The organism is Pseudomonas sp. PDM01 (assembly GCF_014852325.1).
Classification (GTDB): domain Bacteria; phylum Pseudomonadota; class Gammaproteobacteria; order Pseudomonadales; family Pseudomonadaceae; genus Aquipseudomonas; species Aquipseudomonas migulae.
On record NZ_JACVBK010000010.1, the window covers coordinates 1 to 26,322 of the forward strand.

Genomic DNA, 26,322 nt, shown 5'->3' on the forward strand with positions numbered 1-26,322 from the left:
AAAGTTTCCTTTGCAACTTCAACCACTTGCGCTTCCGATCTCTCGTTAGCGGGAGGCGAATTCTACAGCGTTACTCGCTGCTGTCAACACCTCTTTTTCTCCGCTTTCGACCGAGAAGATCGAACCGCCAAAAGAGCCACACAACACCGCTCTTTCAACTCCTTCTGGGCTTCGATGAACTGAAGCAACTCGCCGTCGAAAACTGCGTAACTCTTTGTTTACCAAGGAGTTTTCCGTTTCGACTGCGCCGGAAGTGGGGCGAATTATAGACTTCCAGAATCTGCCGTCAACACCTAATTATGCTTTTCTTTCAGAAGATGTCTTTTTAGCTATTAAACGTGGAATTCGACGAGCGACAGGCGGTAACCGCAACACCAATAGCAGTGCGCCTATAGAGGCATAGACAGCCCACTCCTTCAGATCTGCACGCACGATCCACAACATATGCAGCAAGCCAAGACCGAGAACCCCATAAGCCAGTCGATGCAGTTTCTTCCAGCCAGCCCCCAGCCGACGTTGACTGTAGCGGTTGGAGGTTATCGCCAACGCCAGCAAACAAAGGAACCCCAGCACACCGACAATAATGTATGGCCGCTTGCGTAACTCGACCCCCAGCTGCGACCAATCAAAGCCAAGAATGAACGCTATATAGCCACTCAGATGGAGAACTACATAAGCGAAGCACCACAAACCCAGCTGCCGTCGGACAGCAATCCACCCCGCCCAACCGGTGAGCTTCAGCAACGGCGTGAAACTCAATGTAATAAGCAGCAGTACAAGCGTCCCCAACCCCAACCGATCAACCAGCACCTTGCCCGGATCCGGCCCCAGCACATCCGCCCAAGCCTGATAGAGCCAGAGCAGCGGCCATACCGCAGCAGCGATGAAGACACTCACTCGCCAGAACGGATATCGCATCAGTAGTTCTTCCGCAGATCGAGCCCTGTATATAGAGAAGCAACTTCGTCCGAGTAGCCGTTGAACATCTGCGTGTCACGCACATTGGGCTTGAACAGACCGCTCGGTAAACGACGCTCCCGAGCCTGCGTCCAGCGCGGATGATCGACTGTCGGATTTACGTTGGCATAGAAGCCGTACTCGTCCGCAGCAATGCTTTGCCAGGTGGTTTTCGGTTGCTCGCTGACCAGACTGATCCGCACGATGGATTTGACGCTCTTGAAGCCGTACTTCCACGGCACCACCAGGCGCAGAGGCGCGCCGTTCTGGTTAGGCAACTCACGCCCGTACATGCCCACTGCAAGAATCGCCAACGGATTCATCGCCTCGTCCAGACGCAGCCCTTCTACATAGGGCCAGTCGATCAGGGCAAAACCAGAGCGCTGCCCTGGCATGGTCTTAGGGTCCTGCAGCGTTTCGAGGCGAATGAATTTTGCCTTGGAGGTTGGCTCAACAACATTGAGCAACGCAGAGATGGGAAATCCGATCCATGGAATGACCATCGACCAGGCCTCTACACAGCGAAGACGATAGATGCGCTCCTCCAGCTGATAGGGCTTCATGAAGTCCTCCAGCGCATATCGCCCCGGCTTACCCACCTCCCCGTCCACCACCACGCTCCACGGTTCGGTTTTCAGAGAACCGGCGTTGGCGGCCGGATCACCCTTGTCGGTACCGAACTCATAGAAGTTGTTGTAGTGGGTCGCGTCCTTGAACGGCGTGATCGCCTCATCCTTGACGGTGACCGCCCCCCACTTGGTAGAAGGCAGTTTTTCGGCAAACCAGGACGGCGCGTTACCCGCCTCGACATCCGCGTATCGCGCGGCATCGTCAGCACTGGCCCAACGCGGCAAGCTGCTCACAGCCAAGCCGGCAACGGCGGCGCCCAATACATTACGACGAGATAGATAGAGGGATTCAGGCGTGACATCCGACTCATGGCAGTCGGATGACTTGGGGACTTTGATCAGCATGGCAACTCCGCAGCATTGGAGGACAGATGCACCAATAGACTGCGGAGTATGAGGGAAATTACACGCTTTTGTGCCGACGAAGACGTAACAGGTATTGAACCGGGCCAGACGCTGCATAGGCGAGGAAAACCAGCAGCAGGATGCGCGGCGGATCACTGAACACGACGGCAAACACCAGCACCACGGCAAGGATCGCCACGAAAGGCACACGCCCTTTCAGGTCCAGCTCCTTGAAGCTGTTGTACTTGATGTTGCTGACCATCAGCATGCCGGCAGCCGCAACCATCAGCGCGACCAGGAAAGACATCTTGGAACCCTGAATGCCGTAATCGCTGAACGCCCAGACAATACCCGCAACCACACCCGCCGCAGCCGGACTGGCCAGGCCGATGAAGTAGCGCTTGTCGGCGGTGCCCACCTGGGTGTTGAAACGTGCCAGGCGCAACGCAGCGCCGGCGACATAAATGAAGGCGACCATCCAGCCGACCTTGCCCATATCACCCAAGGCCCAACCAAATGCCAGCAGTGCCGGCGCGACACCGAAGGCGACCATATCGGACAGCGAGTCGTACTCGGCACCGAAGGCACTCTGGGTGTTTGTCATACGGGCAACGCGACCGTCGAGACCGTCGAGCACCATGGCGACAAAAATGGCGATCGCGGCAAACGCAAAATACTTGCTCGCGCCAATCGCATCACCGGCACTCAAGGCACTCTGGGCACTCATTGAATTGATGATGGAGTAGAACCCTGCGAACAGGTTCGCAGTGGTGAACAGATTCGGCAGAAGATAGATACCACGATGCCGGACTTTACGGCCTTCAGCGTCATGCCCTTCTTCGACGTGTTCATCGATGGGCAGCAGGCTTTCGGCGTCAGAAGCCTGGTTTGGCTCTTCGGGACGTTCGCTCATGGACATTACCTTGCAACGGGGTGGAAAGTTTCGACAGGTGTCTGGGACGACGGTTCGGCCACAAACGATGCAGCTTTATACCAGAACCGGCCTCCTAAACGAAAAAACGCGGCCTAGGCCGCGTTTTCCGTACAAGTGTGCGACTTAGTTTTTGGCTTTGTCGACGATCTTGTTGGCACCGATCCACGGCATCATGGAGCGCAGTTGCTCGCCGATGATTTCGATACCGTGAGCGGCGTTGTTACGACGCTTGGCGGTCATCGAAGGATAGCCGGTTGCGCCTTCGCTGATGAACATCTTGGCGTATTCGCCGTCCTGAATACGTTTCAGGGCGTTGCGCATGGCCTGACGGGATTCGGCGTTGATCACTTCCGGACCAGTCACGTACTCGCCGTATTCAGCGTTGTTGGAGATCGAGTAGTTCATGTTGGCGATACCGCCTTCGTACATGAGGTCAACGATCAGTTTCAGTTCGTGCAGGCATTCGAAGTAGGCCATTTCCGGCGCGTAGCCAGCTTCAACCAGGGTTTCGAAACCGGCTTTGACCAGTTCAACGGTACCACCGCACAGAACGGCTTGTTCGCCGAACAGGTCGGTTTCGGTCTCGTCCTTGAAAGTGGTTTCGATGATACCGGTACGACCGCCACCAACGCCGGCAGCGTAGGACAGTGCAACGTTTTTGGCGTTGCCGGAAGCATCCTGATAGATAGCGATCAGGTCAGGGATACCGCCGCCTTTGACGAACTCGGAACGCACGGTGTGGCCCGGTGCTTTCGGCGCGATCATGATCACGTCGAGGTCAGCGCGCGGAACAACCTGGTTGTAGTGGATCGCGAAGCCGTGGGAGAAGGCCAGGGTGGCGCCTTTCTTGATGTTCGGCTCGATTTCGTTTTTGTACAGGGAGGACTGGAACTCGTCCGGGGTCAGGATCATGACCAGGTCGGCAGCCGCAACAGCGGAAGCAACGTCGGTCACTTTCAGGCCGTGAGCTTCGGCTTTGGCAACGGTCGCCGAACCTTTACGCAGGCCAACAGTGACGTCAACGCCGGAGTCTTTCAGGTTGCACGCTTGAGCGTGGCCTTGGGAACCGTAACCGATGATGGCAACTTTCTTGCCCTGGATGATCGACAGGTCGCAGTCTTTATCGTAGAAAACTTTCATGAATTTCCCCTATATATCCAGGCCGTTCAGGCCATTCGCTAATTTGGTTTAGATGCTGAGTACTTTGTCGCCGCGAGCAATACCGGTTACGCCGCTGCGGACGGTTTCCAGGATCGACGCGGTGCCGATGGACTGAATGAAGCTGTCGAGCTTGTCGCTGGTACCGGTCAATTGAACGGTATACACGCTAGCGCTGACATCGACGATCTGCCCACGGTAAATATCGGTAGTGCGCTTGATCTCGGCGCGCTGGGCGCCGGTGGCCTTGACCTTGACCAGCATCAGTTCGCGCTCGATGTGAGCACTTTCCGACAGGTCGACCAGTTTGACCACTTCGATCAGCTTGTTCAGGTTCTTGGTGATCTGCTCGATGATCTCATCGTGACCCACGGTGGTCAGCGTCAGACGCGACAAAGTCGGGTCTTCGGTTGGCGCCACGGTCAGGCTTTCGATGTTGTAGTTGCGCTGCGAGAACAGGCCGACTACACGCGACAGAGCACCGGGTTCGTTTTCCAGAAGCAAGGAAATAATGTGCCGCATGATTAAGTACGCTCCGTCTTGCTCAGCCACATATCGCGCATGGAGCCGTCTTTGATCTGCATCGGATAGACGTGCTCGCTGGTGTCGACTGCAATATCGATGACCACCAGGCGATCCTTCATGGCGAATGCTTCTTCCATCTTCGACTTCAAGTCTTTCGAGTCGGTGATGCGCACGCCGACATGGCCATAGGCCTCTGCCAGCTTGACGAAGTCAGGCAACGATTCCATGTAGGAGTGCGAGTGACGGCTACCGTAGCTCATGTCCTGCCACTGACGAACCATACCCAGAACGCCGTTGTTCAGGATGACGATTTTGACCGGCAAGCCATATTGCAGACAGGTGGACAGTTCCTGAATGTTCATCTGGATACTGCCCTCGCCCGTTACGCAGGCGACGTCGGCATCCGGAAAGCTCAACTTGATACCCATGGCCGCCGGGAAACCGAAGCCCATGGTGCCCAGGCCACCGGAGTTGATCCAGCGGTTCGGCTTGTTGAACTTGTAGTACTGCGCCGCGAACATTTGGTGCTGACCCACGTCGGAGGCAACAAAGGCATCGCCCTTGGTCACTTCGCACAGGGTTTCGATCACGGTCTGCGGCTTGATGACACTGCCGTCGCCCTTGTCGTAAGGGAACAGGCCGCGATCACCGCGCCACTCATCAACTTGCTTCCACCAACTGGCAACGGACTCCTTGTTCGGGGTCTCGCCGATTTCCTTGAGGATCGCGACCATTTCGGTCAGGACGCTTTCCACCGGACCAACGATCGGCACGTCGGCCTTGATGGTCTTGGAGATCGAAGCCGGGTCGATGTCGATGTGAATGATCTTGGCATTCGGGCAGAACTTCGACGCGCCGTTGATGACACGATCGTCGAAGCGTGCGCCGACTGCGAGGATCACGTCAGCATGGTGCATCGCCAGGTTGGCGGTGTAGCTGCCGTGCATGCCGAGCATGCCGATGAACTGACGGTCGGTGCCAGGGTAGGCACCCAGACCCATCAGGGTATTGGTCACTGGCAGGTTGAGCATCTTCGCCAACTCGGTCAGCGGCGCGGAGCCACCACCGAGAATCACACCGCCGCCTGCGTACATCACAGGGCGCTTGGCCGCCAGGAGCATTTCGGCTGCCTTGCGGATTTGTCCGGAGTGACCGCGAACGGCCGGGCTGTAGGAACGCAGCTTGGCTTTTTTCGGGAAGATGTATTCGAACTTCTCGGCCGGGTTGGTCATGTCTTTCGGGATATCGACAACGACCGGACCAGGACGACCGGATTGCGCCAGGTAGAACGCTTTCTTCATGACTTCCGGGATTTCCGACGCGTGCTTGATCATGAAGCTGTGCTTCACGATCGGCCGGGAGATACCGATCATGTCGGTTTCCTGGAACGCATCGGTGCCAACCATGTTGCTAGGCACCTGGCCGGAAATGACCACCATCGGAATGGAGTCCATGTAGGCCGTGGCAATACCGGTAATGGCGTTGGTTGCGCCCGGGCCGGAGGTCACCAGTACCACACCGGCTTTACCGGTGGCACGGGCGTAGCCGTCAGCCATATGGGTCGCAGCCTGCTCGTGACGAACCAGGATGTGGGTCACTTCCGGTTCTTTGAACAGGGCATCGTAAACATGAAGAAGAGCACCACCCGGGTACCCGTAGATGTACTTGACGCCTTCGTCACGCAAAAAGCGGACGAGCATCTCACCGCCAGATAAAAGCTCCACGTTGTTCACCTCTAAAACGCCAGAATACCGCCCACATACAAGAGGACGGGTCTTAATAGGTTTACTTCTCGGCAGAGCATGAGCGACGGTGGTCGCCGACTACGTCAGCACTGACTGAGCAAGTATTGGGATCGTCCCAAGTGTTGCGGGGCTTTCCCACCCAGCGCGAGGTAACGCGTTGCGGGTGTAACAGGTCGGCGCGGATGTGCGCCTCATGATCTGCCGAGTGGGTCTGCTTCTGGCAGTCCCTCTACAGCGGACTTTGGATTCTTCTGTTTCGTCCCCTGCAAGTCAAGTCGTCAATGTGCTTTATTGAAGTAAGCACATGAGAAAGCAAGAAAAAACCGCTAAACAGCAACTGTGTTAGCTTCAATTGCGCAACCCAATACAAGGAAATGGCATGCGAACGTTTTTCCTGACCGCCAGCCTGCTGATCAGCATCAGCCCTTTGTGCATGGCCGCTCAGATTTACACGTGGGTCGATGAACAAGGCGTTACCCACTTCGATGCGCAACCGCCCCAGGGCCGGCAAGCCACGACCGTTGTCACGCCCTCCTCTGCGAACAAGCCGGCTACGCTGCCCCGCAGTAACGCCATTGGCGATCAACAGGCCATCGATAGGACCGTTAAAAAACAGGTCGCCGAGCAGCAAGCGCAGCTAAAGGTATTCTGCGAGCAGGCGCGGACGAACCTGGCTCAACTGCAGAACAATCCGCGGATACGGGAGGATGTCGAGGGTGAGATGCGGCGCCTGACCGACGAGCAACGTCAGGAACGAACTGCTGAAGCGCAAAGACAGATCGCTGAAAACTGCCAGTAGGAGCAGAGCTTGCTCCGGGCGGCGTTCCGACGAAGGCGGCCTAACATTCAAAAGATATGTTGAATGTTAGGCCGCCTTCGCGAGCAAGCTCTGCTCCTACAGAAAGGGACCGGGGTCAGCGGGAGGCGGTGATCAGTTGGTCGAACTCTTTGAGCAGCACCTGCAACTGCCGATCCTTGCCTTGGACATTGCGGCTGGCGAAGACCATTTCCGCCATCTCCTGAATGCCCGAGGCATTGGGCAACGGCAAATCCTGCTCGAGGATCGCTTTCATGCGCGGCAGGAAGATCCATTGCAGCCACTGCTCGAAATCCAGCGTATCGACCGAGAACGGCTCGACACTGGACAGCGCTTCAACCGATGGCGAGACCTCGTCCCACCATCCCTGAACCCGCAACTCGCGCTCGATCAACAACAGCTGCTCGGCAATTTTCGGAAAGCGTGCGTCCATCACAGCGAAACCTTGGCCTTCTGACGGGCCAGTGCAGCGCCAGCGGAATCACCCTGCTTATCACGTGCCTGACCGATCAACTCCCACAGACTGGCCTGAAGTGCCGGACGCCCATTGGCGAGGGTCAGACCACGACGAGCGAACTGCTCGGCTTGTGCCGCATCACCTTGGGCCATGCGAACCTGCGCCAGACGATAAAGCACTTGCGGCTCACGCGGTGCAACACGCTGGGCGCGCTCCAGACTGGAAGAAGCACCGTTGAGGTCACCGCCAGCCTGTTGCTGCTGAGCAGTGGTCAGCAGCGCCAATACCGGACCGTCCAGCTGTTCATCAGCTGACAGACCACCGGCGCTCGACGAAGGAATGCCGCTTGGCGTCGATGGCATGCTGTAGCTGCCCTGATTGATCGGGGCCGACTGGACTGGCGAAGTGTCGATCGGACCCGAAGTGATCGGGCCTGGCGTAATCGGCGAAGTGCTGATCGGTGCCGATGCAACTGCACCGCCACCCGGCACCATCACCACGACGCCGGTGTCACCTTGCGGGATCGCCTGGGTCTGGGATTGCACAGGACGTTTAACCGTCGTTTGACGAAAACCGCCATTGGCCGAAACACGTTCACTGTTGGAAACGGCGCTACCGGAATCCACAACCGGGATCGAACCACGCTGTACGCTGGAGCAACCGCTGAGCAAAGCCACGGCGGCAACCGCTGGAATCAACCATTTGTTCACTTGAAACCCTCTTTGCTTAATTCATCCAGCCCTTGACCCAATCCATCACCGTTTCACCGTTAATAGGGCTTTCGCCACCACAAGCAGCGCCGGGAGGCGGTTCGCTGCCGCGAATATACGGCATCTGTACGGCGCCTGGGCAGTTGGCATCAGAGCCTTGTCCGGTATGTGAATCGACCCAAGCCTGAACCACATTATCCGGCTGCGGCATGTCCAGCGGCAACGGATCGGCCTTGCGCATGAAACTGGTCCAGACCTGCAACGCCCCAGTGGCACCGGTAAACGGTGTCTTGCCGTTGTCATCACGACCCAGCCACACCACCGCCAGCAAATCCTGACTGAAGCCGGCGAACCAGCTGTCTCGCGAATCGTTACTCGTACCGGTCTTGCCCGCCAGCGTCAGGGTTTTCGGTAACACGTTGTAAACCGAACTGCCGGTGCCTTCGCGCATGACCCGCTGCATGGCGCTCTGGATCAGGTAAATGGACGCCGGATCGAAACGCTGCTGAATCTGGAACGGATACCGCTTGAGCGGTTCGCCTTCCGCCGTCAGCACGCTACGAATCCCGCGCATCGGCGTATTGAAGCCACCGTTGGCGAGGGTCTGGTACATGGTCGCCACTTCGATCGGGGTCATGCCGCCGGCACCCAGCAGCATCGACGGGAATGCCGGAAACTCGCGACTGACACCCAGGCGCGCCAGCGTCTTCAAGACATTCGGCACGCCCACCGCCAACCCGAGACGCGCGGTCGACAGGTTGTAGGAGTGCGCCAGGCCCTGATAAAGGAAAACAGTGCCATGGGAGCGGCGATCATAGTTTTGCGGTTTCCAGACCTGCCCGTCCGCGCCTTTTACCGAGAAGGATTCGTCTGACAGCCAACTGGTCAACGTGTACTGGCTAGGTTTCTCAAGGGCTGTCAGATAAACCGCCGGCTTGATCAACGAACCGATCGGTCGCACAGCATCCAGCGCCCGGTTGAAACCGGCGAAGCTCGCCTGGCGACTGCCGATCATGGCCTGGACCTCACCGGTTTCCGGGTTGGTCACGACCATCGCGGCTTCAACGTCATCGGAACCTTTACGGCCGGACAAGCGCTTGAACGTATCGTTGACCGACGCTTCCGCTTTCATCTGCAAAATAGGATCGAAACTGGTGAAGATCCGCAGGCCTTCTTCGGTCAAGTCTTCGTCGCGATAGTCTTCGCGCAGTTGACGTTTAACCAGGTCGAGAAACCCAGGGAACGAACTGTCGGCCAGTTTGCCGCGCGTCGTCACGCCCAAAGGCATTTTCTTCGCCGCAGCGACCTGCTCGGCGGTGGCGACGCCTTGCTGCTCAAGCACATCGAGCACCAGGTTGCGCCGCTCGAGCGCCCGCTCCGGATTGCGACGCGGGTTGTAATAGGACGGTCCCTTGACCATGCCCACCAGCATCGCGACTTGATGCAGTTTCAGTTCGGACAACGGCTGCCCGAAGAAGAACTGGCTGGCGAGGCCGAAACCGTGCACCGCGCGCTGGCCATCCTGACCGACGAACACTTCATTGAGGTAGGCCTCAAGAATCTCCCGCTTGTCGTAATGCAGCTCAAGCAGCATCGCCATCATGGCTTCGGTGAGTTTGCGGCTCAGGCTGCGTTCGCTGGTCAGGTAGAAGTTCTTGACCAACTGTTGCGTCAGGGTACTACCGCCCTGGGTCATCTTGCCGCCAGAGGTGTTGACCCAAATGGCGCGGACAATCGACTTCGGCGACACGCCCCAGTGGCTATAGAAGTCCCGGTCTTCTACAGCGACCAGGGTTTCCAGCAGATACGGCGGCACCTGATCGATGTTGATCAGAATGCGGTCTTCGAGATTCTTCGGATAAATCCCGCCGATCAGCAGCGGTTCCAGCCGCACCACAGAAAGCTTCGAACCGTTGGTCGCCGAAAGTTCGGCCACGTAGTCGCCGGAGAAGCGCACGCGCACGGGCTGGGCGTTCTCCATGCCTTCATAGAACTGGAAACCACGGGTATTCAAGTCAACGGTGTTGCCGTTAACCGCTGCTGCGCCGGGGCCGTTGCTCACGCTTTCGCGGCGATAGCCCAGGGCGTCGAGTTCGGTGAGGAAGTCTTCCTTGCTCAGCTTCTGGCCGGTGAACAGCTCGAGCGGGCGCGCATACACCTTGGCCGGGATAGTCCAGCGCTTGCCGGAGAACTTCTCCTGGACAATAGCGTCGAGGTAAACCGCGAACCCGGCGAGCACCACAAGGCCGACCAGACTGAGTTTAAGGGCCCAGCCCAGCCAAGGGCGCAGGCCCCTGGAAGGTGGTTTTTTGGGGGTACGGGGGGATCGAGTACGAGTCATGGCGCCGGATTATACGCACTTTATTCATACTCAACAGGAGCCCGCCGAGGTTTGCGTCGGGCGGACTTGCGGCCATAATGGCGGCCGTGAATTTTCCCAGACTCTGAAGGAACGCCTGTGAGCCAGTCCCTGATCGCCGCCCTGCAAAACCCGGCCCTCTACCCGCACCCGGTAGACGGGTTTCAGCTCATCGAAACCCACATCTCCTGGGTCATTCTCACAGGCGCTTTCGCTTATAAAGTGAAGAAGCCAGTCAACTTCGGCTTCCTCGACTTCACCAGCCTCGATGCCCGTGAGCATTTCTGTGGTGAAGAACTGCGCCTGAACCAGCGCCTGACCAATGATTTGTATCTCGAAGTATTGCCGATTACCGGCAGCGCCGAAGCGCCACAACTGGGCGGCGACGGTCCGGTCATCGAATACGCGCTGAAAATGCGTCAGTTCCCACAGAGCCAACTGCTCAGCACGCTGCAAGCCAACGGCGAATTGACCACCGCGCACATCGACGAGATGGCCGCACAGATCGCGCAATTCCACCTCACCGCACCAAAGGTGCCTGCGGAACACGAAGCCGGCACGCCGGACAGCGTCATGGCGCCAGTGCGGCAGAACTTCGAGCAGATCCGCCCGTTCCTGAGTGACAAGGCAGACCTGCTGCAACTCGATGCCTTGCAAGCCTGGGCCGAAAGCAGCTTCGAACGCCTCAAGCCACTGTTTGCCCAGCGTAAGGCTGAGGGGTTCATCCGCGAGTGCCACGGTGATATCCACCTGGGCAACGCCACCGTGATCGATGGCAAGGTCGTGATCTTCGACTGCATCGAATTCAACGAGCCGTTCCGCTTCACCGACGTCTATGCCGACACCGGCTTCCTGGCGATGGACCTTGAAGACCGCGGCCTGAAGAGCCTGGCCCGTCGCTTTATCAGCCAATACCTGGAGTTGACCGGCGATTACCAGGGCCTGGAACTGCTGAACTTCTATAAAGCCTACCGTGCGCTGGTTCGCGCCAAGGTCAGCCTGTTCAGCATGCCGGCCGAGGCCGACCCGGTGCAGCGCGCCACGACCCTGCGCCAGTACCGCAACTATGCAAATCTGGCGGAAAGCTACAGCACCATTCCTTCGCGCTTCATGGCCATCACCCACGGCGTTTCCGCTGTTGGCAAAAGCCACGTGGCCATGCGTCTGGTGGAAGCGCTGGGCGCAATTCGCCTGCGTTCCGATGTCGAGCGCAAACGCCTGTTCGGCGAACAAACTGTCGCCAACGATCCGCAAGCCGGCATTTATAGCGCCGACGCCAGCGCCGCAACCTACACTCGCCTGCATGAAATCGCCGCGGTAATCCTGCGCGCCGGTTTCCCAGTGGTGGTCGATGCCACTTACCTCAAGCGCGACCAGCGTGACGGCGCGGCGAAAATTGCCGAAGCCACCGGCGCGCCGTTCCTGATCCTTGATTGCAACGCGCCACAAGCGGTGATCGAAAGCTGGCTGGCCCTGCGCCAGGCAGACAAAAAGGATCCATCCGACGCCAATCTGGCCGTTATCGAAGCGCAGCAAGCCAATCGTGAAGCCCTGACGCCAGAAGAGATTCTGTGCAGCAAACGCGTGCAGACCAATGAAAGCGGGACCCTCGACACCGTCGTTGCGCAAATTCGCCAACGCCTGCCGGGCCTGTAAGAAAGTATTTCAGCCGTGGAGCCTTCGCTGGCTTCACGGCTGTCAAATAGTGGCACTATACTGGCGTCATAAAACCAACAGGTGATGTGACATGAGCCAGCCGAAACTTCTCGACACCCCGCTTTATGCCTTACTGCACAAAGACGACATCACAGGTTTCAACAACGAACGTCCAAAAGACGGACCTATCGACATGGTCGGTGGTGACTTCCGAGGCCTGGACCTGCGTGAACTGAATGCCGACGGCATCGACTTTACCGATGCTTACTTCCGCTCTGCCGACTTGCGCGGCATCGATTTCAGCAACTCAAACCTGGAAGGCGCAAGCCTGGCCCACGCGCAGATCTCCGGCGCCTACTTTCCACGAGAGCTGAGTGCCGACGAAATTCTGATGTCGATGAATTTCGGTACACGCCTGCGTTATCGAACCCGTTAAAAACGACCGATAACTGACATGTCCAGTGCTCAGCCTTGGCGCCCCCCCGCCTTGCGCTGGACTGTGGGTGTTTTCAGCTTGAGAACTTGACGCCCTTCCGCCTTTTCCTACCTTGCTCGCGTATTTTTACGCTGCACATCGGAGTCGCTTCTTAGAAGCATTTGCTCCGAAACCGACCAAACAATCACGCTTTTCCTACTGATGGCTACACTCCTCAGAAGCTTGCCCACGCACCGTTCGGCCGTCGCAAGGAGGCTTGATGAATGATGAACTGCAGCACCTGAAGAATCTTGGCAAGACATCGGCGCAGTGGCTGCATGCCGTGGGCATCCACAGCGCCTCAGACTTGCGTCGCCTGGGGGCGGTGGATGCCTATCGGGCTGTGCGCACGCGCGGGTTCCGGGCATCCAAGGTGTTGTTATATGCGATCGAAGGCGCGCTGATGGATGTGCATTGGAACGACATCCCCGCCGAGCGCAAGGAAGCCCTGAATAAACAGTTGGAAGCGATCTCGTCACGCCACAAGAATTGAACGGGAGCGAAGGAGAGTTTCTCAGCCTCACTCAAGGCAATCCGAAGATCGCCCACAGCCTGATCGAGAGCGTGGACCGACGCATTGACCTGCTGAACAAGCACACCACGCAGCTGAGCTCATCAGGAATGTAGTCTGAAGCCCAATGATTTCAGGGCTTCTCGCCAAGCAACTGACAATTTTCGAGGAAATGAAAAATCAGCGGTTGACTTGGTAATGAGAATCGCTATGATTATCACAACTGGTCGCGAGACTGGTCGATATTTGAAAAGCCCTTGGTTCGGACTCTCAGATATCTCCTCATCAGGCTAATCACGGTTATTTGACCCGGCTCTTGCCGGGTCTTTTTTTGCCTGTGCAAAAGTCCCCTGGCAAAACCGATCCCCTGTAGGAGCCGGCTTGCCGGCGATAGCGGTGGGTCAATCACTAAATGCGTTGACTGATACATCGCTATCGCCGGCAAGCCGGCTCCTACAAGGGATCGGTTTAGCCGTGGCTTAGGGTTTTGATTTTGGCTGGCCCTTGCGCATCTCTGCACAGTAATCCGGCGTCGGCGTGGCAGGCGTGTACCAGACGTAATCGGCCATCGCCGCTGTGACTTCGCCGCCCTGCTGCGCCAGCATTAAAACCACGGGGGCTTCGGGCGCTCCCAGATCAAGCGCATGGATCGGCACACCGACATCCTTTCGCGCGTGGTAAGCGCCGGCGAACAGCAATGCAGGAGTGGGTGCAGCCAACAGCCGCTCGGCCATGCGCCGGTCACGTTGCTGCTGGACGGCGAGCATCGCCGGCATTTGCGATTCGGGCAGCAGGCCGCAATGGGAACCGCTGATCTGTGCCAGCAACTCATCCTTGACCGACGTGGCATTGGAGCGAGCGCCGCTTAATGTCGGCGGCCGGGCGTAAAAAGCACGCACCTCAACAGTGTCCAGATTGGCAGCCAGCAGCGGATACGGTTGAGCCAGGGCGAAACGAACGATCGGCCCATACAGATTCCAGTCCCACCCAGATTGCCAGGCTAATGCACCTGGCAAATCCGAGGGCAGCGTCGAGGCGTGGCGAACGTCATCGACGCGCAGCTGTTGATCCGGCGTGAGCATTTCCAGCAGCAGGCTGCCTTGCGGGCGTCGTTCTCCCAGCGCCTGCAATAACCAGCGTTGCAGTTCATGGTGATCGCGATTGTCATGCTGCTCCCCCACGATCAATCGCGACGGCTTGGCCAGACGCGCCAGCAGCTCCTGCGCCGTCAGCGTCTGACCACTGCGCAAGTCGCGAATCTCGCCGGTGACCGGCGGCGTCGAAACATGCTGACAAGCACTCAGCATCAGCACCGCCAGAATCACCATCACACGCATGCCCACACCCTCTATCAATGACTCAGCGGGCGATGATCAGCGGATGCCCACGCTCCGGGTGCTGCTGCACCAAGACGTCCAGCCCGAATACCGCCTTGAGCGGTTCCGGACGCAACACTTGCTCCGGGGTATCGAGCGCGACCGGCCGCCCGCCTTCGAGCAGTAACAGGCGATCACAATAGCGCGCCGCCAGGTTCAGATCATGCAGGATCACCAACACGGACGCGCCGCGATCGGCGAACTCGCGCACCGCTTGCAAGGTGGTGTGTTGATGCAGCGGATCAAGCATCGAAGTCGGCTCGTCGAGCAACAGCGTTTGCCCCGCCTCGCCCGGCCAGAGTTGCGCCAGCACCCGCGCCAGATGCACCCGCTGGCGTTCGCCGCCGGACAACGCCAGATAGCTGCGACCACTCAAATGCCCGGCATCGGCGGCCTGCAATGCGGCGGCGACGATTTCGTCATCGCGGACCCGGCCGGTCTGGTGCGGCAAGCGCCCCATGCCGACGACTTCCTCGACGCGAAAGGCGAAGTTCAAGGTCGATACTTGTGGCAATACCGCCAGGCGTTGCGCTCGTTGCGCGCCAGTCCAGTCACGCAACTCGCGCTCATCGAGCCACACGCTGGCATGATCAGCCTGCAACTCGCCGCACAAGGCGCCCAACAACGTACTTTTGCCCGCACCGTTAGGCCCCAGCACGCCGAGGACCTCTCCCGGTTTGAGCTCAAGCGTAATATCCATCAGGACAATCTTGCGGCCTCGGCGGATGTGCAGATTTTGCGTTCGCAACATCAGGCACGCCCTCGCAGCAATAGATAAAGAAAGACCGGCGCACCGATCATCGCGGTGACGATTCCGATCGGCAACTCCGCCGGCGCCAAGGCCAGTCGCGCCACCAGATCCGCGAACAACAGGAGACTGGCGCCCGCCAGCACCGAGGCCGGCAGCAACACCCGATGATCGGGACCGGCCAGCAGACGCACCAGATGCGGCACCACCAGCCCGACAAAGCCGATCATCCCCGCCGCTGCCACCGCCGCGCCGACACCCAACGCCGTGCAAAGCACCAACTCACGCTTGAGCTTTTCGACGTCGATGCCCAGGTGTCCGGCCTCCGACTCGCCCAGCAACAACGCATTCAACGCCTTGGCGCGACGCGGCAACCACAGCGCCACGCCGGCACTGATCAACAGTAACGGCCAGAGTCGCGAATAACTGGCACCGTTCAGACTGCCCAGATTCCAGAAGGTCAGCGTTCGCAAAGTCGTGTCGTCTGCCAGGTAGGTAAACAGCCCCACGATCGAGCCGGCCAGCGCCGTCAAAGCGAGACCCGCCAACAGCATGGTTGCGACATCGGTTTGCCCGTTGCGCCGACCCAGTCGATACACCATCGCTGTCACGCCGAGCCCGCCGAGAAACGCGCACAGCGATAAAAGGTACGGCCCGAGGAATTCCGGCAACCCACCAAACGCCGCGCCGCCGACAATTGCGATGGCCGCGCCTAATGCCGCGCCACCAGAAACGCCCACCAACCCCGGATCGGCCAATGGGTTGCGAAACAAGCCCTGCATCGCCACACCCGACAATGCCAGCACACCACCCACCGCCAATCCCAACAAGGTACGCGGCAGGCGAATCTGCCCGAGGATCAGCTCGGCCTGCTCCAGTCCGTCAGGCGCAAAAGGCAGGCCGATCATGCGTAACGCTGCACGCAAGGTATCGAGCAACGGCAGGCTCACCGGACCGAGCGCCAACGACAGCCAGATCGCCAGCAAACACAGCAGGCTCAGGCCGATGAACAACGCCCGGGGTTTTACCAGGACGGTCATTGAGCAGCAGTGCCGGGATAGAAACCGTCACTGATTTTTTTCAACGCCTCGGGCAACCGCGGGCCAAGCCCACCCACCAGCAACGTTGGATCGAGCTCCATGACGCGCCCGTCCTTGGCGGCGCGGGTGGAAGACAGAATCGGGTTTTCCTTGAACAGCGCTGCGCGCGCCGCTTCACCGGTCAATGCGCGGTCGGCGAACACCAGCACCTCGGGGTCCAGGCTGATCAAGGATTCATTGGAAAAAGGTTTGTAACCGGTGTGCGTCGCCAGGTTGTGCCCACCGGCCTTTTGAATCATCCAATCAGCCGCGGTGTCCTTCCCAGCGATAAGAGGCTTGCCGCCCGCATGACCGAGCAGCACCAGCACACCCGGTGAGGGCTGCGTCAGCTGCGCATTGGTGACCCGAACCTTTTGCTGATCGAGTTGCTGTTGATAGCCCTGGAACAGTTGCGCAGCCTTGTCCTCGGCGCCGAGCAATTTGCCCAACTGCTGCAAGTTCGCGTGCAACGTCGGCAGGTCCGGCTGAGCCGAGAACAGTTCGACTTGCACCCCCGCCGTGCGAATCTGCGAAATCACCGGCGGCGGCCCCATTTCTTCGGTGCCGACCAGGATCTGCGGGCGTAAGCTCAAGATGCCCTCCGCCGACAGCTGCCGCTGATAACCGATGCTCGGTAACGCCTTAAGCGATTCCGGGTGCTGGCTGGTGGTGTCGACACCGACCAGTTTCGATTCGCCGCCGAGCGCGCTGACCCACTCCGACAAGGCCCCACCGGCGCTGACCCAGCGTTGTGGCAACTCGGCCGCTGCGGCGTGGTGGCTGACGAGAAGTCCGGCACAGAGCGCAGCAACGCGGGTACTCAGGCGCATAAACAGCTTCCTTTAATGGTTTTCCCAGGCATTGAAGTGACAGGCCAAGTATCCTCGGCATCCGGCACCTGCACCCGACGGGCGAAGCGGCCATTTGATAATTGTTTGCATTTGAACGTCAAGCTCGGACATATCCAGTCACGAGCCGCCGCACTTGAGGATAGACATGAAGTTTCTTTGCGCAGGCGCTGAGCTGGCCGAATCCAGCAGCCGCGGTTTCGAGATCGACGGCGAGAAGCTATTCGCCGTACGCCGGAACGATCAGGTCTACGTGTATATCAACCGTTGCCCGCACCGTGGCGTCGGGCTGGAATGGACACCCGACCGGTTTCTCGACCCCAGCAACAGCCTGATCCAGTGCGCCACCCACGGCGCACTGTTCCTGATCGAAGATGGCGAGTGCGTCGCCGGCCCATGTGCCGGGCAATCCCTGACCACCATTGAATGTCGCGAAGACGCTCAAGGAATCTGGGTCAGCCTCTAACCGTTGAGCAACACCTCAAGACGCCGCTCGACCCGCATTTCCTCGTGGGTCAACCGCACGCCGTAAGCCAGGACTTCAACACCGCACGCCACCGCCTCTCGCAAAGCAGCCGCGTAGGCCGAATCGATTTCCTCAGCAGGACGCACGGCATCGATGCCGGTGAGGTTCACGCAATACAACTGCACCGCACGAATCCCGTCCCGCGCCAGATGCGCCAGTTCCCGCAAATGCTTGGCACCACGCTGGGTGACCGCATCGGGAAACGCCGCCACCGATGAGCCATCGAAGCCCAACGTGACACTTTTGACTTCCACATACGCCGGCCCGCTTGGGTAATCGAGGCGAAAGTCGATGCGACTGTTCTCCTGCCCGTAGGCCACTTCGCGTTTCAGTTCGGTGAAGCCGTTGAGCTCAGTAATGACGCCGCCCCGCAGTGCTTCCTCAATCAAACCGTTGGCGCGCCCGGTGTTCACGCAGAACAAGCGACCTTGAGGGGTCTCGCCGATTTCCCAAGTGCCGGGTAATTTGCGCTTGGGATCATTGGAGCGACTGAACCAGACCTGCCCGCCCTCCACCTGACAATTGAGCATCGAGCCGGTGTTCGGGCAGTGAATGGTCAGCAACTCGCCGTGAACGGTTTCGATATCGGCGAGAAAACGCTTGTAACGTCGAATCAGTCGACCTTCTTCGAGGGGAGGATTGAACCGCATCAGCCTTGCCAGCTCTTCAAGCCGCGAGCGATGCGTTCGACCGCTTCCTGCAAACGCGGAAGGCTTTGTGTGTAGGCAAACCGCACGTGATGGCCGGCCTGAAAACGCCCGAAGTCGAGGCCCGGCGTAATCGCCACGTGCTCGGTTTCAAGGAAATGCCGGCAGAACGCGAAGGCATCTCCTCCGAACTTGCTGATATCGGCATACAAATAGAATGCGCCTTCGGGTTCAACGGCGATGCCGAAACCCAACTCTCGCAATGCAGGCAGCAGGAAATCCCGGCGCCGACCAAACTCGGCGCGACGCTCTTCAAGAATGGCGATGGTCGCAGGCTCGAAACAGGCCAGCGCAGCATGCTGGGCCATGCTCGGGGCGCTGATGTAGAGGTTCTGTGCGAGTTTTTCCAGTTCGCCGACCGCCGCTTCCGGCGCCACCAGCCAACCGAGTCGCCAGCCGGTCATGCCGAAATACTTTGAAAAACTATTCAGCACGAAGGCGCTGTCATCGACTTCCAGCACGCTGGCGGCATCGGTGCCGTAGGTCAGGCCGTGATAGATCTCGTCCACCACCAGATGGCCATGCCGCGCCTTGATTGCAGTCGACAGCCCCGCCAGTTCGTCGCGGGTCAGAATCGTCCCGGTCGGATTGGCCGGCGACGCCACCAGCGCGCCGACGCTGTCGTGATCCCAATAACGCTCGACCAGATCCGGTGTCAGCTGGTAACGCACCTCCGGACCGACAGGAACAAGCTGCGCCGCGCCTTCCACCAACCGCAGGAAATGCCGGTTGCAGGGGTAACCCGGGTCCGCCAGCAGCCAGTGTTTGCCCGGATCCACCAGCAAGGCACTGGCCAGCAGCAACGCACCGGAACCGCCGGGGGTGATGAGGATTCGCCGCGGATCGATGTTCAAACCGTAACGCTGCTGATAGAAGCTGGAAATGGCCTCACGCAGCTCGGGAATGCCACGGGCGGCGGTGTAACGGGTTTTTCCCGCCGTCAGCGCGGCCTGGCCGGCCTGGATGATCGGCTCGGCGGTGGTGAAATCCGGTTCGCCGATTTCCAGGTGGATAACGTCGTGGCCGGCAGCTTGCAGTTCATTGGCCCGCGCCAGCAGCGCCATGACATGGAACGGTTCGATCGCGCGACTGCGGGCACTGTAGGACTGAGCCATTAGCCTTCCTTCAACAGGGTAAAAAAACCGATTCTACCCAAGCGCAGGAACGAGCGAGAACCTAAAGCGGTCAGACGCGTTAAGACCCTGGCCACAAACGACCCATGCGAGTGCGCAAGGTTTGACTAAAATCATTAATTGATCAGGTCTCCAGCACCACCGGTCAAGGCTTTGCAATCATTTGCAAGCCCTTCGGGCCACTACCTCGACATCCGGGAGTAGCGCGGCCCGATTTGATCTGGTAAGTTCGCCCGCTTGCAGCCGCAGGGCCGGCAGGTGTCGGTGATGGAGCAATCCTGCGCAGATGGATTACAAGAGTAGAGGCGGTCCATTTCATGCCCACCCAAGCAAAGCAGCAAAATCAGTCGATCAGCGGCTTCGAACCCTACAAAGAAGTAAAGGGCGAGGAGTACATGGGCAAACCCATGCGCGCTCACTTCACCAAGATCCTGAACAAGTGGAAACAGGACTTGATGCAGGAAGTCGACCGCACGGTTGATCACATGAAAGACGAGGCGGCCAACTTCCCTGACCCGGCAGACCGTGCCAGCCAGGAAGAAGAATTCAGCCTTGAATTGCGCGCCCGTGACCGCGAGCGCAAGTTGATCAAGAAGATCGACAAGACGCTGCAATTGATCGAAGACGAAGAATATGGCTGGTGCGAGTCCTGCGGCGTCGAGATCGGCGTCAAGCGACTGGAAGCACGCCCTACCGCCGACATGTGCGTTGACTGCAAGACCCTGGCGGAAATCAAGGAAAAGCAAGTCGGCAAGTAATTGCGACTTGAACGAAGAACGGAGCGTGCGAACGCTCCGTTTTTGTTTCTGATATTTGCTGATGTTTATTGCGTCTTCGGAATCGCCTTCGCGAGCAAGCTTCGCTCCTACAGGAGATTGCGCCGGCCTTTGTAGGAGCGAAGCTTGCTCGCGAAGACGGCTTCAAGCCATGCTCGAAACGATTGGACAGCCTGAAATCGCCTTATGACCGCCATCGCCCCCGCCTATATCGGACGCTTCGCCCCTACGCCAAGCGGCCATCTGCATTTCGGTTCGCTGGTCGCAGCGCTGGCCTCGTACCTCGACGCGCGCTCGGTGGGCGGGCGCTGGTTGATGCGCATGGAAGACCTCGATCCGCCACGGGAAGAACCCGGTGCCCAAGCGGCCATTCTCAAGGCGCTGGAAAGCTACGGTTTCGAATGGGACGGCGAAATGGTCCGACAGAGCGACCGTCACGATGCCTACGCCGAAGTGCTCAATCGCCTGTTCAATCACGGCCTGGCCTACGCCTGTACGTGCTCGCGCAAACAACTGGAGCCGTATCACGGCATTTATCCGGGTTTGTGTCGCAATGCAGGCCATGGCACTGAAGATGCCGCCATTCGCTTGCGCGTGCCTGAGCTGGAATACCACTTCATCGACCGCGTGCAGGGCGAGTACCGTCAACACCTGGGGCGGGACGTCGGTGATTTCGTGATCCGCCGCCGCGACGGGCTCTACGCCTATCAACTGGCGGTGGTGCTTGATGATGCCTGGCAAGGCATCACCGACATCGTCCGTGGCGCCGACCTGCTGGACTCCACGCCACGCCAGCTCTATCTGCAAGAACTACTGGGTTTTTCGCAACCGCGCTATCTGCACATCCCGCTGATTACCCAGCCTGACGGCAACAAGCTCGGCAAGTCCTACCGTTCGCCGCCGCTGACCGAAGACCAGGCAACACCGTTATTGCTGCGCGCATTGCGCGCACTTGGGCAAAATCCCGGCACAGAGCTGGCGTACGCCACACCACGGGAAGTGCTGAACTGGGGCATTGCCCACTGGGACGCGCTGAAGATCCCGCGCACACTCAACCTGCCCGAAGCGCAACTACAGTGATCAGACTTGCAGTGGCGCGCCCATCCGTTACCATCGCCGCACGTTTTCGGGCACGCGCATAAAAAAGAGAGGCCGGGATGTACATCTATCGCTTGGTCCTGCTCCTGGTAGTGGGGATTTACCTGTTTTCCCCGGCCATCATGGATTGGTGGATCGACGCCACTGGCGCCTGGTATCGCCCGTATCTGCTCTGGCTGATTCTGATCGTCGTGACCTTCATCCTGCAGAGCCAAAAAGATGCCGATGAGCTTTAGCCTGACCCAGATGATCCTGATCAGCGCCGCGTACCTGGCGGTGCTGTTCGGCGTCGCCTGGATCAGCGAACGGGGCATGATCCCCCGGGCGATCATTCGCCACCCCCTGACTTACACCCTGTCGCTGGGCGTTTACGCCAGTGCCTGGGCGTTTTACGGCACGGTGGGCCTTGCCTATCAGTACGGCTACGGCTTTCTCTCCAGCTACCTTGGGGTTTCCGGGGCATTTCTGCTCGCGCCGGTGTTGCTGTATCCGATCCTGAAGATCACTCGCACGTATCAACTGTCGTCGCTGGCCGACCTGTTCGCGTTTCGCTTTCGCAGTACCTGGGCCGGCGCACTGACCACGATCTTCATGCTGATCGGCGTGCTGCCGTTGCTGGCCTTGCAGATTCAGGCCGTGGCGGACTCCATCGGCATCCTCACCCGCGAACCGGTGCAACATCGCGTGGCCCTGAGCTTTTGCGCGCTGATTACGCTGTTCACGATTTTCTTCGGCTCGCGCCACATCGCCACCCGCGAGAAACACGAAGGCCTGGTGTTTGCCATTGCCTTCGAGTCGGTGATCAAGCTGATCGCCATTGGCGGCGTTGGCTTGTATGCGCTGTACGGCGTGTTCGACGGCCCGCAACAGCTGGAACTGTGGCTGCTGCAAAACCAGACCGCCCTCGCCGCGCTGCACACGCCATTGCAGGAAGGCCCGTGGCGCACGCTGTTGCTGGTGTTCTTCGCCTCGGCGATTGTGATGCCGCACATGTACCACATGACCTTTACCGAAAACCTCAACCCGCGCTCGCTGGTCAGCGCGAGCTGGGGCTTGCCGTTGTTCCTGCTGTTGATGAGCCTGGCGGTGCCGCTGATTCTCTGGGCCGGCCTGAAACTGGGGGCCACGACCAATCCGGAATACTTCACGCTGGGCATCGGTATTGCCGCCAACAGCAAAGCCTTGGCGCTGCTGGCGTATGTCGGCGGGCTATCGGCCGCCAGCGGGCTGATCATCGTCACCACCCTGGCCCTGTCCGGGATGGCGCTGAACCACCTGGTGCTGCCGCTCTATCAGCCACCGGCCGAAGGCAACATCTACCGCTGGTTGAAGTGGACACGTCGGGCGCTGATCGTCGCGATCATCATGGCCGGTTACGGCTTCTATCTGCTGCTGGGCGCAGAGCAGGACCTGGCCAACCTCGGCATCGTCGCGTTTGTGGCGACGTTGCAGTTCCTGCCGGGCGTGCTGTCCGTCCTGTACTGGCCGACCGCCAACCGCCGTGGCTTCATCGCCGGTTTGCTGGCAGGGATTCTGGTGTGGCTGGTGACCATGCTGTTGCCGCTGGTCGGCAACCTGCAAGGTTTCTACATTCCGCTGCTGAACATGATCTACGTGCTGGACGACACCAGTTGGCACATGGCGGCAATCGCCTCGTTGGCCGCCAACGTGCTGATGTTCACCCTGATTTCGCTGTTCACCAACGCCAGCCCCGAAGAAGCCAGCGCCGCCGAAGCTTGCGCCGTGGACAACGTGCGTCGCCCGCAACGCCGGGAATTGCACGCTGCCTCGCCCCAGGAATTCGCCACGCAACTGGCCAAACCCTTGGGCGCCAAGGCTGCGCAGAAAGAAGTTGAACAAGCGCTGCGCGATCTCTACCTGCCGTTCGACGAGCGCCGGCCTTACGCCTTGCGCCGCTTGCGCGACCGGATCGAAGCCAACCTCTCCGGCCTGATGGGCCCGAGCGTGGCGCAGGACATGGTCGAGACCTTCCTGCCTTATAAGGCCGGCGGCGAAAACTACGTCACCGAAGACATTCACTTCATCGAAAGCCGCCTCGAGGATTACCACTCGCGCCTGACCGGCCTGGCTGCCGAACTCGATGCCCTGCGCCGCTACCACCGCCAGACCCTGCAGGAATTGCCGATGGGCGTTTGCTCGCTGGCCAAGGATCAGGAAATCCTCATGTGGAACAAAGCCATGGAGGAGCTGACCGGAATCGCCGCGCAGCGTGTGGTCGGTTCGCGCCTGAGCACCATCGCCGATCCGTGGAAAGAGCTGCTGCAAGGCTTCATCAATCTGCCGGACGAGCATTTGCACAAGCAACATCTGGCCCTTGATGGCCAGACCCGCTGGCTGAATCTGCACAAAGCGGCGATCGACGAACCGCTCGCGCCGGGTAACAGTGGTTTGGTATTGCTGGTGGAAGACCTCACCGAAACGCAGATGCTCGAAGACAAACTGGTGCACTCCGAGCGCCTGGCCAGTATCGGCCGCCTCGCTGCGGGCGTGGCCCATGAAATCGGCAACCCGATCACCGGCATCGCTTGCCTGGCGCAGAACCTGCGCGAAGAACGCGAAGACGATGGCGAGCTGAAGGAAATCAGCGGGCAGATTCTGGAACAGACCAAACGCGTATCGCGCATCGTCCAGTCGCTGATGAGTTTCGCCCACGCGGGCAGTCATCAGCACAACGACGAGCCCGTCTGTCTGGCCGAAGTGGCCCAGGACGCCATTGGTTTGCTGGCCCTGAACCGACGCAATTTCGAAGTGCAGTTCTACAACCTGTGCGACCCCGATCACTGGGTCGAAGGCGATCCGCAGCGACTCGCCCAAGTACTGATCAACCTGCTCTCAAACGCCCGTGACGCCTCGCCTCCCGGCAGCGCGGTGCGGGTAAAAAGCGAAGCCGGCGAACACACGGTCGACCTGATCGTGGAAGACGAAGGCAGCGGTATTCCATCGAGCATCATGGATAGGTTGTTCGAACCTTTCTTCACCACCAAGGATCCTGGCGAAGGCACCGGTCTGGGCCTTGCACTGGTCTATTCCATCGTTGAAGAGCATTATGGACAAATCACCATCGACAGCCCGGCTGATGTTCAAAGCCAACGCGGCACCCGTATCCGGGTGACCTTGCCGCGTCATGTCGAAGCGACGTCCGCTGTGAACTGAGACCGTCGAGAGTATCGAATCAATGCCGCACATTTTGATCGTCGAAGACGAAACAATTATCCGCTCCGCCTTGCGCCGCCTGCTGGAACGTAACCAGTACCAGGTCAGCGAAGCCGGTTCAGTGCAGGAAGCACAAGAACGCTTCACCATTCCCACGTTCGACCTGATCGTCAGCGACCTGCGTTTGCCTGGCGCGCCGGGCACCGAGTTGATCAAACTCGGCCAGGGCACGCCGGTGCTGATCATGACCAGCTACGCCAGCCTGCGCTCGGCGGTCGACTCCATGAAGATGGGCGCGGTGGATTACATCGCCAAGCCTTTCGACCACGACGAAATGCTCCAGGCCGTCGCACGCATCCTGCGTGACCGGCAATCGGTACAGGCCAGCGGTGAACCTGCCGTCGGCAAAGCCGGCAATGGCGCGGCGAAACCGGGTGTCGACAACAGCAACGGCGAAATCGGCATCATCGGTTCGTGCCCGCCGATGCAGGATCTGTACAGCAAGATCCGCAAAGTCGCGCCGACCGACTCCAATGTCCTGATCCAGGGCGAGTCCGGCACCGGTAAAGAACTGGTGGCCCGCGCCCTGCACAACCTGTCCAGGCGCGCCAAGGCACCGATGATTTCGGTGAACTGCGCGGCGATTCCGGAAAGCCTGATCGAGTCCGAACTGTTCGGCCACGAAAAAGGCGCGTTCACCGGTGCCAGCGCCGGGCGTGCAGGCCTGGTGGAAGCGGCTGATGGCGGCACCTTGTTCCTCGACGAAATCGGCGAACTGCCACTGGAAGCCCAGGCCCGCTTGCTGCGCGTGTTGCAGGAAGGCGAAATTCGCCGGGTCGGTTCGGTCCAGTCGCAGAAAGTCGATGTGCGCTTGATCGCCGCGACTCACCGGGACCTCAAGAGCCTCGCGAAGATCGGCCAGTTCCGTGAAGACTTGTATTACCGCCTCCACGTGATCGCCCTGAAACTGCCGGCCCTGCGTGAGCGCGGTGCCGACGTCAACGAAATCGCCAATGCCTTCCTGGCGCGGCAGAGCGCGCGGGTCAACCGCACCGACCTGAAGTTCGCCGCGGACGCCGAGCAGGCAATTCGTCATTACTCCTGGCCGGGCAACGTGCGCGAACTGGAAAACGCGGTGGAACGCGCGGTCATCCTGTGCGAGAGCCCGGAAATTTCCGCCGAGCTGCTGGGCATCGACATCGAGCTGAGCGACCTGGAAGACGACGAGTTCATCGGCCTGCCCCCGCAACAGGGCAACGGCGCCGGCAACAACAATCATGAGCCGACCGAAGACCTGTCACTGGAAGACTACTTCCAGCACTTCGTCCTCGAACATCAGGACCACATGACCGAAACCGAGCTGGCACGCAAACTGGGCGTCAGCCGTAAATGCCTGTGGGAACGCCGCCAACGCCTGGGCATTCCGCGGCGCAAGACCGGGGTGGCCAGCGAGAGCTGAGCGGGTAACACATGATTGTGTGAAGAAACTGTTACCCCAGTTTTTTTCACGTAACAGAAACCGGGGCTTACGGTAACGAAGCCCCGGTTTTTTTTGGCCTCGAAAAAGCCCATCAAGTGA

25 protein-coding genes and 1 pseudogene are annotated in these 26,322 nt (G+C 59.4%); 11 read left to right on the top strand and 15 right to left on the bottom strand.

Annotated elements, in window-relative coordinates; all coding sequences use genetic code 11:
- Nucleotides 1-297 precede the first annotated feature (297 nt).
- From msrQ to IB246_RS23455, 6 genes are all read right to left on the bottom strand, one after another.
- Nucleotides 298-918: a protein-methionine-sulfoxide reductase heme-binding subunit MsrQ gene (gene msrQ, locus IB246_RS23430; protein ID WP_008036424.1), complete on the bottom strand. Its 621-nt coding sequence runs from the start codon at nucleotides 916-918 to the stop codon at nucleotides 298-300.
- Entirely contained in the window at nucleotides 918-1,931 is a 1,014-nt protein-coding gene (gene msrP / locus IB246_RS23435) for a protein-methionine-sulfoxide reductase catalytic subunit MsrP (protein WP_008036422.1), read from the bottom strand. The genes msrQ and msrP overlap by 1 nt, the downstream gene beginning before the upstream one ends.
- A 58-nt stretch (nucleotides 1,932-1,989) precedes the next feature.
- On the bottom strand, nucleotides 1,990-2,844 hold the full coding sequence (gene pssA, locus IB246_RS23440) for a CDP-diacylglycerol--serine O-phosphatidyltransferase (RefSeq protein WP_008033154.1): 855 nt from the start codon (nucleotides 2,842-2,844) through the stop codon (nucleotides 1,990-1,992).
- A gap of 144 nt (nucleotides 2,845-2,988) precedes the next feature.
- Nucleotides 2,989-4,005 carry a ketol-acid reductoisomerase gene (gene ilvC, locus IB246_RS23445; RefSeq protein ID WP_003228216.1) on the bottom strand — a complete coding sequence of 339 codons (1,017 nt, stop codon included), beginning with the start codon at nucleotides 4,003-4,005 and terminating at the stop codon, nucleotides 2,989-2,991.
- A 48-nt stretch (nucleotides 4,006-4,053) separates the two neighbouring features.
- Complete coding sequence (gene ilvN / locus IB246_RS23450) at nucleotides 4,054-4,545, bottom strand: acetolactate synthase small subunit (protein WP_003205610.1); 492 nt, start codon at nucleotides 4,543-4,545, stop codon at nucleotides 4,054-4,056.
- Between the two features lie 2 nt (nucleotides 4,546-4,547).
- On the bottom strand, nucleotides 4,548-6,272 hold the full coding sequence (locus IB246_RS23455; protein WP_008033158.1) for an acetolactate synthase 3 large subunit: 1,725 nt from the start codon (nucleotides 6,270-6,272) through the stop codon (nucleotides 4,548-4,550).
- Nucleotides 6,273-6,672: 400 nt separating this feature from the next.
- Between IB246_RS23455 and IB246_RS23460 the strand changes: the two genes are divergently transcribed.
- A complete protein-coding gene (locus IB246_RS23460; RefSeq protein WP_008036416.1) occupies nucleotides 6,673-7,092 on the top strand; it encodes a DUF4124 domain-containing protein in 420 nt (139 codons plus the stop codon).
- 115 nt (nucleotides 7,093-7,207) lie between these two features.
- On the opposite strand, the gene IB246_RS23465 is transcribed toward IB246_RS23460, so the two are convergent.
- From IB246_RS23465 to mrcB, 3 genes are read right to left on the bottom strand one after another with little or no spacing between them, the layout of a single operon-like run.
- Nucleotides 7,208-7,543 carry a YqcC family protein gene (locus IB246_RS23465; protein ID WP_008036409.1) on the bottom strand — a complete coding sequence of 112 codons (336 nt, stop codon included), beginning with the start codon at nucleotides 7,541-7,543 and terminating at the stop codon, nucleotides 7,208-7,210.
- A complete protein-coding gene (locus IB246_RS23470; protein WP_008036407.1) occupies nucleotides 7,543-8,277 on the bottom strand; it encodes a tetratricopeptide repeat protein in 735 nt (244 codons plus the stop codon). The genes IB246_RS23465 and IB246_RS23470 overlap by 1 nt, the downstream gene beginning before the upstream one ends.
- A gap of 16 nt (nucleotides 8,278-8,293) precedes the next feature.
- Complete coding sequence (gene mrcB / locus IB246_RS23475) at nucleotides 8,294-10,618, bottom strand: penicillin-binding protein 1B (RefSeq protein ID WP_008036406.1); 2,325 nt, start codon at nucleotides 10,616-10,618, stop codon at nucleotides 8,294-8,296.
- 117 nt (nucleotides 10,619-10,735) lie between these two features.
- On the opposite strand from mrcB, the gene IB246_RS23480 reads away from it, so the two are divergent.
- The 4 genes and pseudogenes from IB246_RS23480 to IB246_RS28765 form a co-directional block, all read left to right on the top strand.
- Entirely contained in the window at nucleotides 10,736-12,292 is a 1,557-nt protein-coding gene (locus IB246_RS23480) for an AAA family ATPase (RefSeq protein WP_008036398.1), read from the top strand.
- A gap of 91 nt (nucleotides 12,293-12,383) precedes the next feature.
- The gene (locus IB246_RS23485) at nucleotides 12,384-12,728 is read left to right on the top strand and encodes a pentapeptide repeat-containing protein (protein WP_008033166.1); all 345 of its coding nucleotides are present in this window, start codon (nucleotides 12,384-12,386) and stop codon (nucleotides 12,726-12,728) included.
- Between the two features lie 259 nt (nucleotides 12,729-12,987).
- Nucleotides 12,988-13,260 carry a TfoX/Sxy family protein gene (locus IB246_RS23490; RefSeq protein WP_007971093.1) on the top strand — a complete coding sequence of 91 codons (273 nt, stop codon included), beginning with the start codon at nucleotides 12,988-12,990 and terminating at the stop codon, nucleotides 13,258-13,260.
- Nucleotides 13,261-13,274: 14 nt separating this feature from the next.
- Nucleotides 13,275-13,394 (top strand): annotated as a pseudogene (locus tag IB246_RS28765) (cAMP-binding protein); the annotation flags it as partial.
- A gap of 363 nt (nucleotides 13,395-13,757) precedes the next feature.
- On the opposite strand, the gene IB246_RS23495 reads toward IB246_RS28765, so the two are convergent.
- The 4 genes from IB246_RS23495 to IB246_RS23510 are packed head-to-tail and all read right to left on the bottom strand — an operon-like array spanning nucleotide 13,758 to nucleotide 17,311.
- Nucleotides 13,758-14,615, bottom strand: a complete 858-nt coding sequence (locus tag IB246_RS23495) for a ChaN family lipoprotein (protein ID WP_008036396.1) — start codon at nucleotides 14,613-14,615, stop codon at nucleotides 13,758-13,760.
- A gap of 22 nt (nucleotides 14,616-14,637) precedes the next feature.
- The gene (locus tag IB246_RS23500; protein WP_008036387.1) at nucleotides 14,638-15,405 is read right to left on the bottom strand and encodes a heme ABC transporter ATP-binding protein; all 768 of its coding nucleotides are present in this window, start codon (nucleotides 15,403-15,405) and stop codon (nucleotides 14,638-14,640) included.
- Entirely contained in the window at nucleotides 15,405-16,388 is a 984-nt protein-coding gene (locus IB246_RS23505; protein WP_177318156.1) for a FecCD family ABC transporter permease, read from the bottom strand. The genes IB246_RS23500 and IB246_RS23505 overlap by 1 nt, the downstream gene beginning before the upstream one ends.
- A 50-nt stretch (nucleotides 16,389-16,438) precedes the next feature.
- Complete coding sequence (locus tag IB246_RS23510) at nucleotides 16,439-17,311, bottom strand: heme/hemin ABC transporter substrate-binding protein (RefSeq protein WP_008036385.1); 873 nt, start codon at nucleotides 17,309-17,311, stop codon at nucleotides 16,439-16,441.
- 166 nt (nucleotides 17,312-17,477) lie between these two features.
- On the opposite strand from IB246_RS23510, the gene IB246_RS23515 reads away from it, so the two are divergent.
- Nucleotides 17,478-17,795, top strand: a complete 318-nt coding sequence (locus IB246_RS23515; RefSeq protein WP_008036384.1) for a Rieske (2Fe-2S) protein — start codon at nucleotides 17,478-17,480, stop codon at nucleotides 17,793-17,795.
- Here IB246_RS23515 and sfsA read toward each other — a convergent pair.
- Both sfsA and IB246_RS23525 read right to left on the bottom strand, forming a co-directional pair.
- Nucleotides 17,792-18,505 carry a DNA/RNA nuclease SfsA gene (sfsA, locus tag IB246_RS23520; RefSeq protein ID WP_008036383.1) on the bottom strand — a complete coding sequence of 238 codons (714 nt, stop codon included), beginning with the start codon at nucleotides 18,503-18,505 and terminating at the stop codon, nucleotides 17,792-17,794. The genes IB246_RS23515 and sfsA overlap by 4 nt on opposite strands.
- Nucleotides 18,505-19,677: a pyridoxal phosphate-dependent aminotransferase gene (locus IB246_RS23525; RefSeq protein WP_008036382.1), complete on the bottom strand. Its 1,173-nt coding sequence runs from the start codon at nucleotides 19,675-19,677 to the stop codon at nucleotides 18,505-18,507. Before IB246_RS23525 ends, sfsA begins: the two co-directional genes overlap by 1 nt.
- A gap of 335 nt (nucleotides 19,678-20,012) precedes the next feature.
- On the opposite strand from IB246_RS23525, the gene dksA reads away from it, so the two are divergent.
- From dksA to IB246_RS23550, 5 genes are all read left to right on the top strand, one after another.
- On the top strand, nucleotides 20,013-20,453 hold the full coding sequence (dksA, locus tag IB246_RS23530; protein WP_007902025.1) for an RNA polymerase-binding protein DksA: 441 nt from the start codon (nucleotides 20,013-20,015) through the stop codon (nucleotides 20,451-20,453).
- A 204-nt stretch (nucleotides 20,454-20,657) separates the two neighbouring features.
- A complete protein-coding gene (gene gluQRS, locus IB246_RS23535) occupies nucleotides 20,658-21,551 on the top strand; it encodes a tRNA glutamyl-Q(34) synthetase GluQRS (RefSeq protein ID WP_008036380.1) in 894 nt (297 codons plus the stop codon).
- A 77-nt stretch (nucleotides 21,552-21,628) separates the two neighbouring features.
- Nucleotides 21,629-21,805: a hypothetical protein gene (locus IB246_RS23540; protein WP_003176118.1), complete on the top strand. Its 177-nt coding sequence runs from the start codon at nucleotides 21,629-21,631 to the stop codon at nucleotides 21,803-21,805.
- On the top strand, nucleotides 21,789-24,743 hold the full coding sequence (locus tag IB246_RS23545; RefSeq protein WP_008033180.1) for a sensor histidine kinase: 2,955 nt from the start codon (nucleotides 21,789-21,791) through the stop codon (nucleotides 24,741-24,743). Before IB246_RS23540 ends, IB246_RS23545 begins: the two co-directional genes overlap by 17 nt.
- Nucleotides 24,744-24,765: 22 nt before the next feature.
- Nucleotides 24,766-26,202, top strand: a complete 1,437-nt coding sequence (locus tag IB246_RS23550) for a sigma-54-dependent transcriptional regulator (protein ID WP_008036379.1) — start codon at nucleotides 24,766-24,768, stop codon at nucleotides 26,200-26,202.
- Nucleotides 26,203-26,322: the final 120 nt, after the last annotated feature.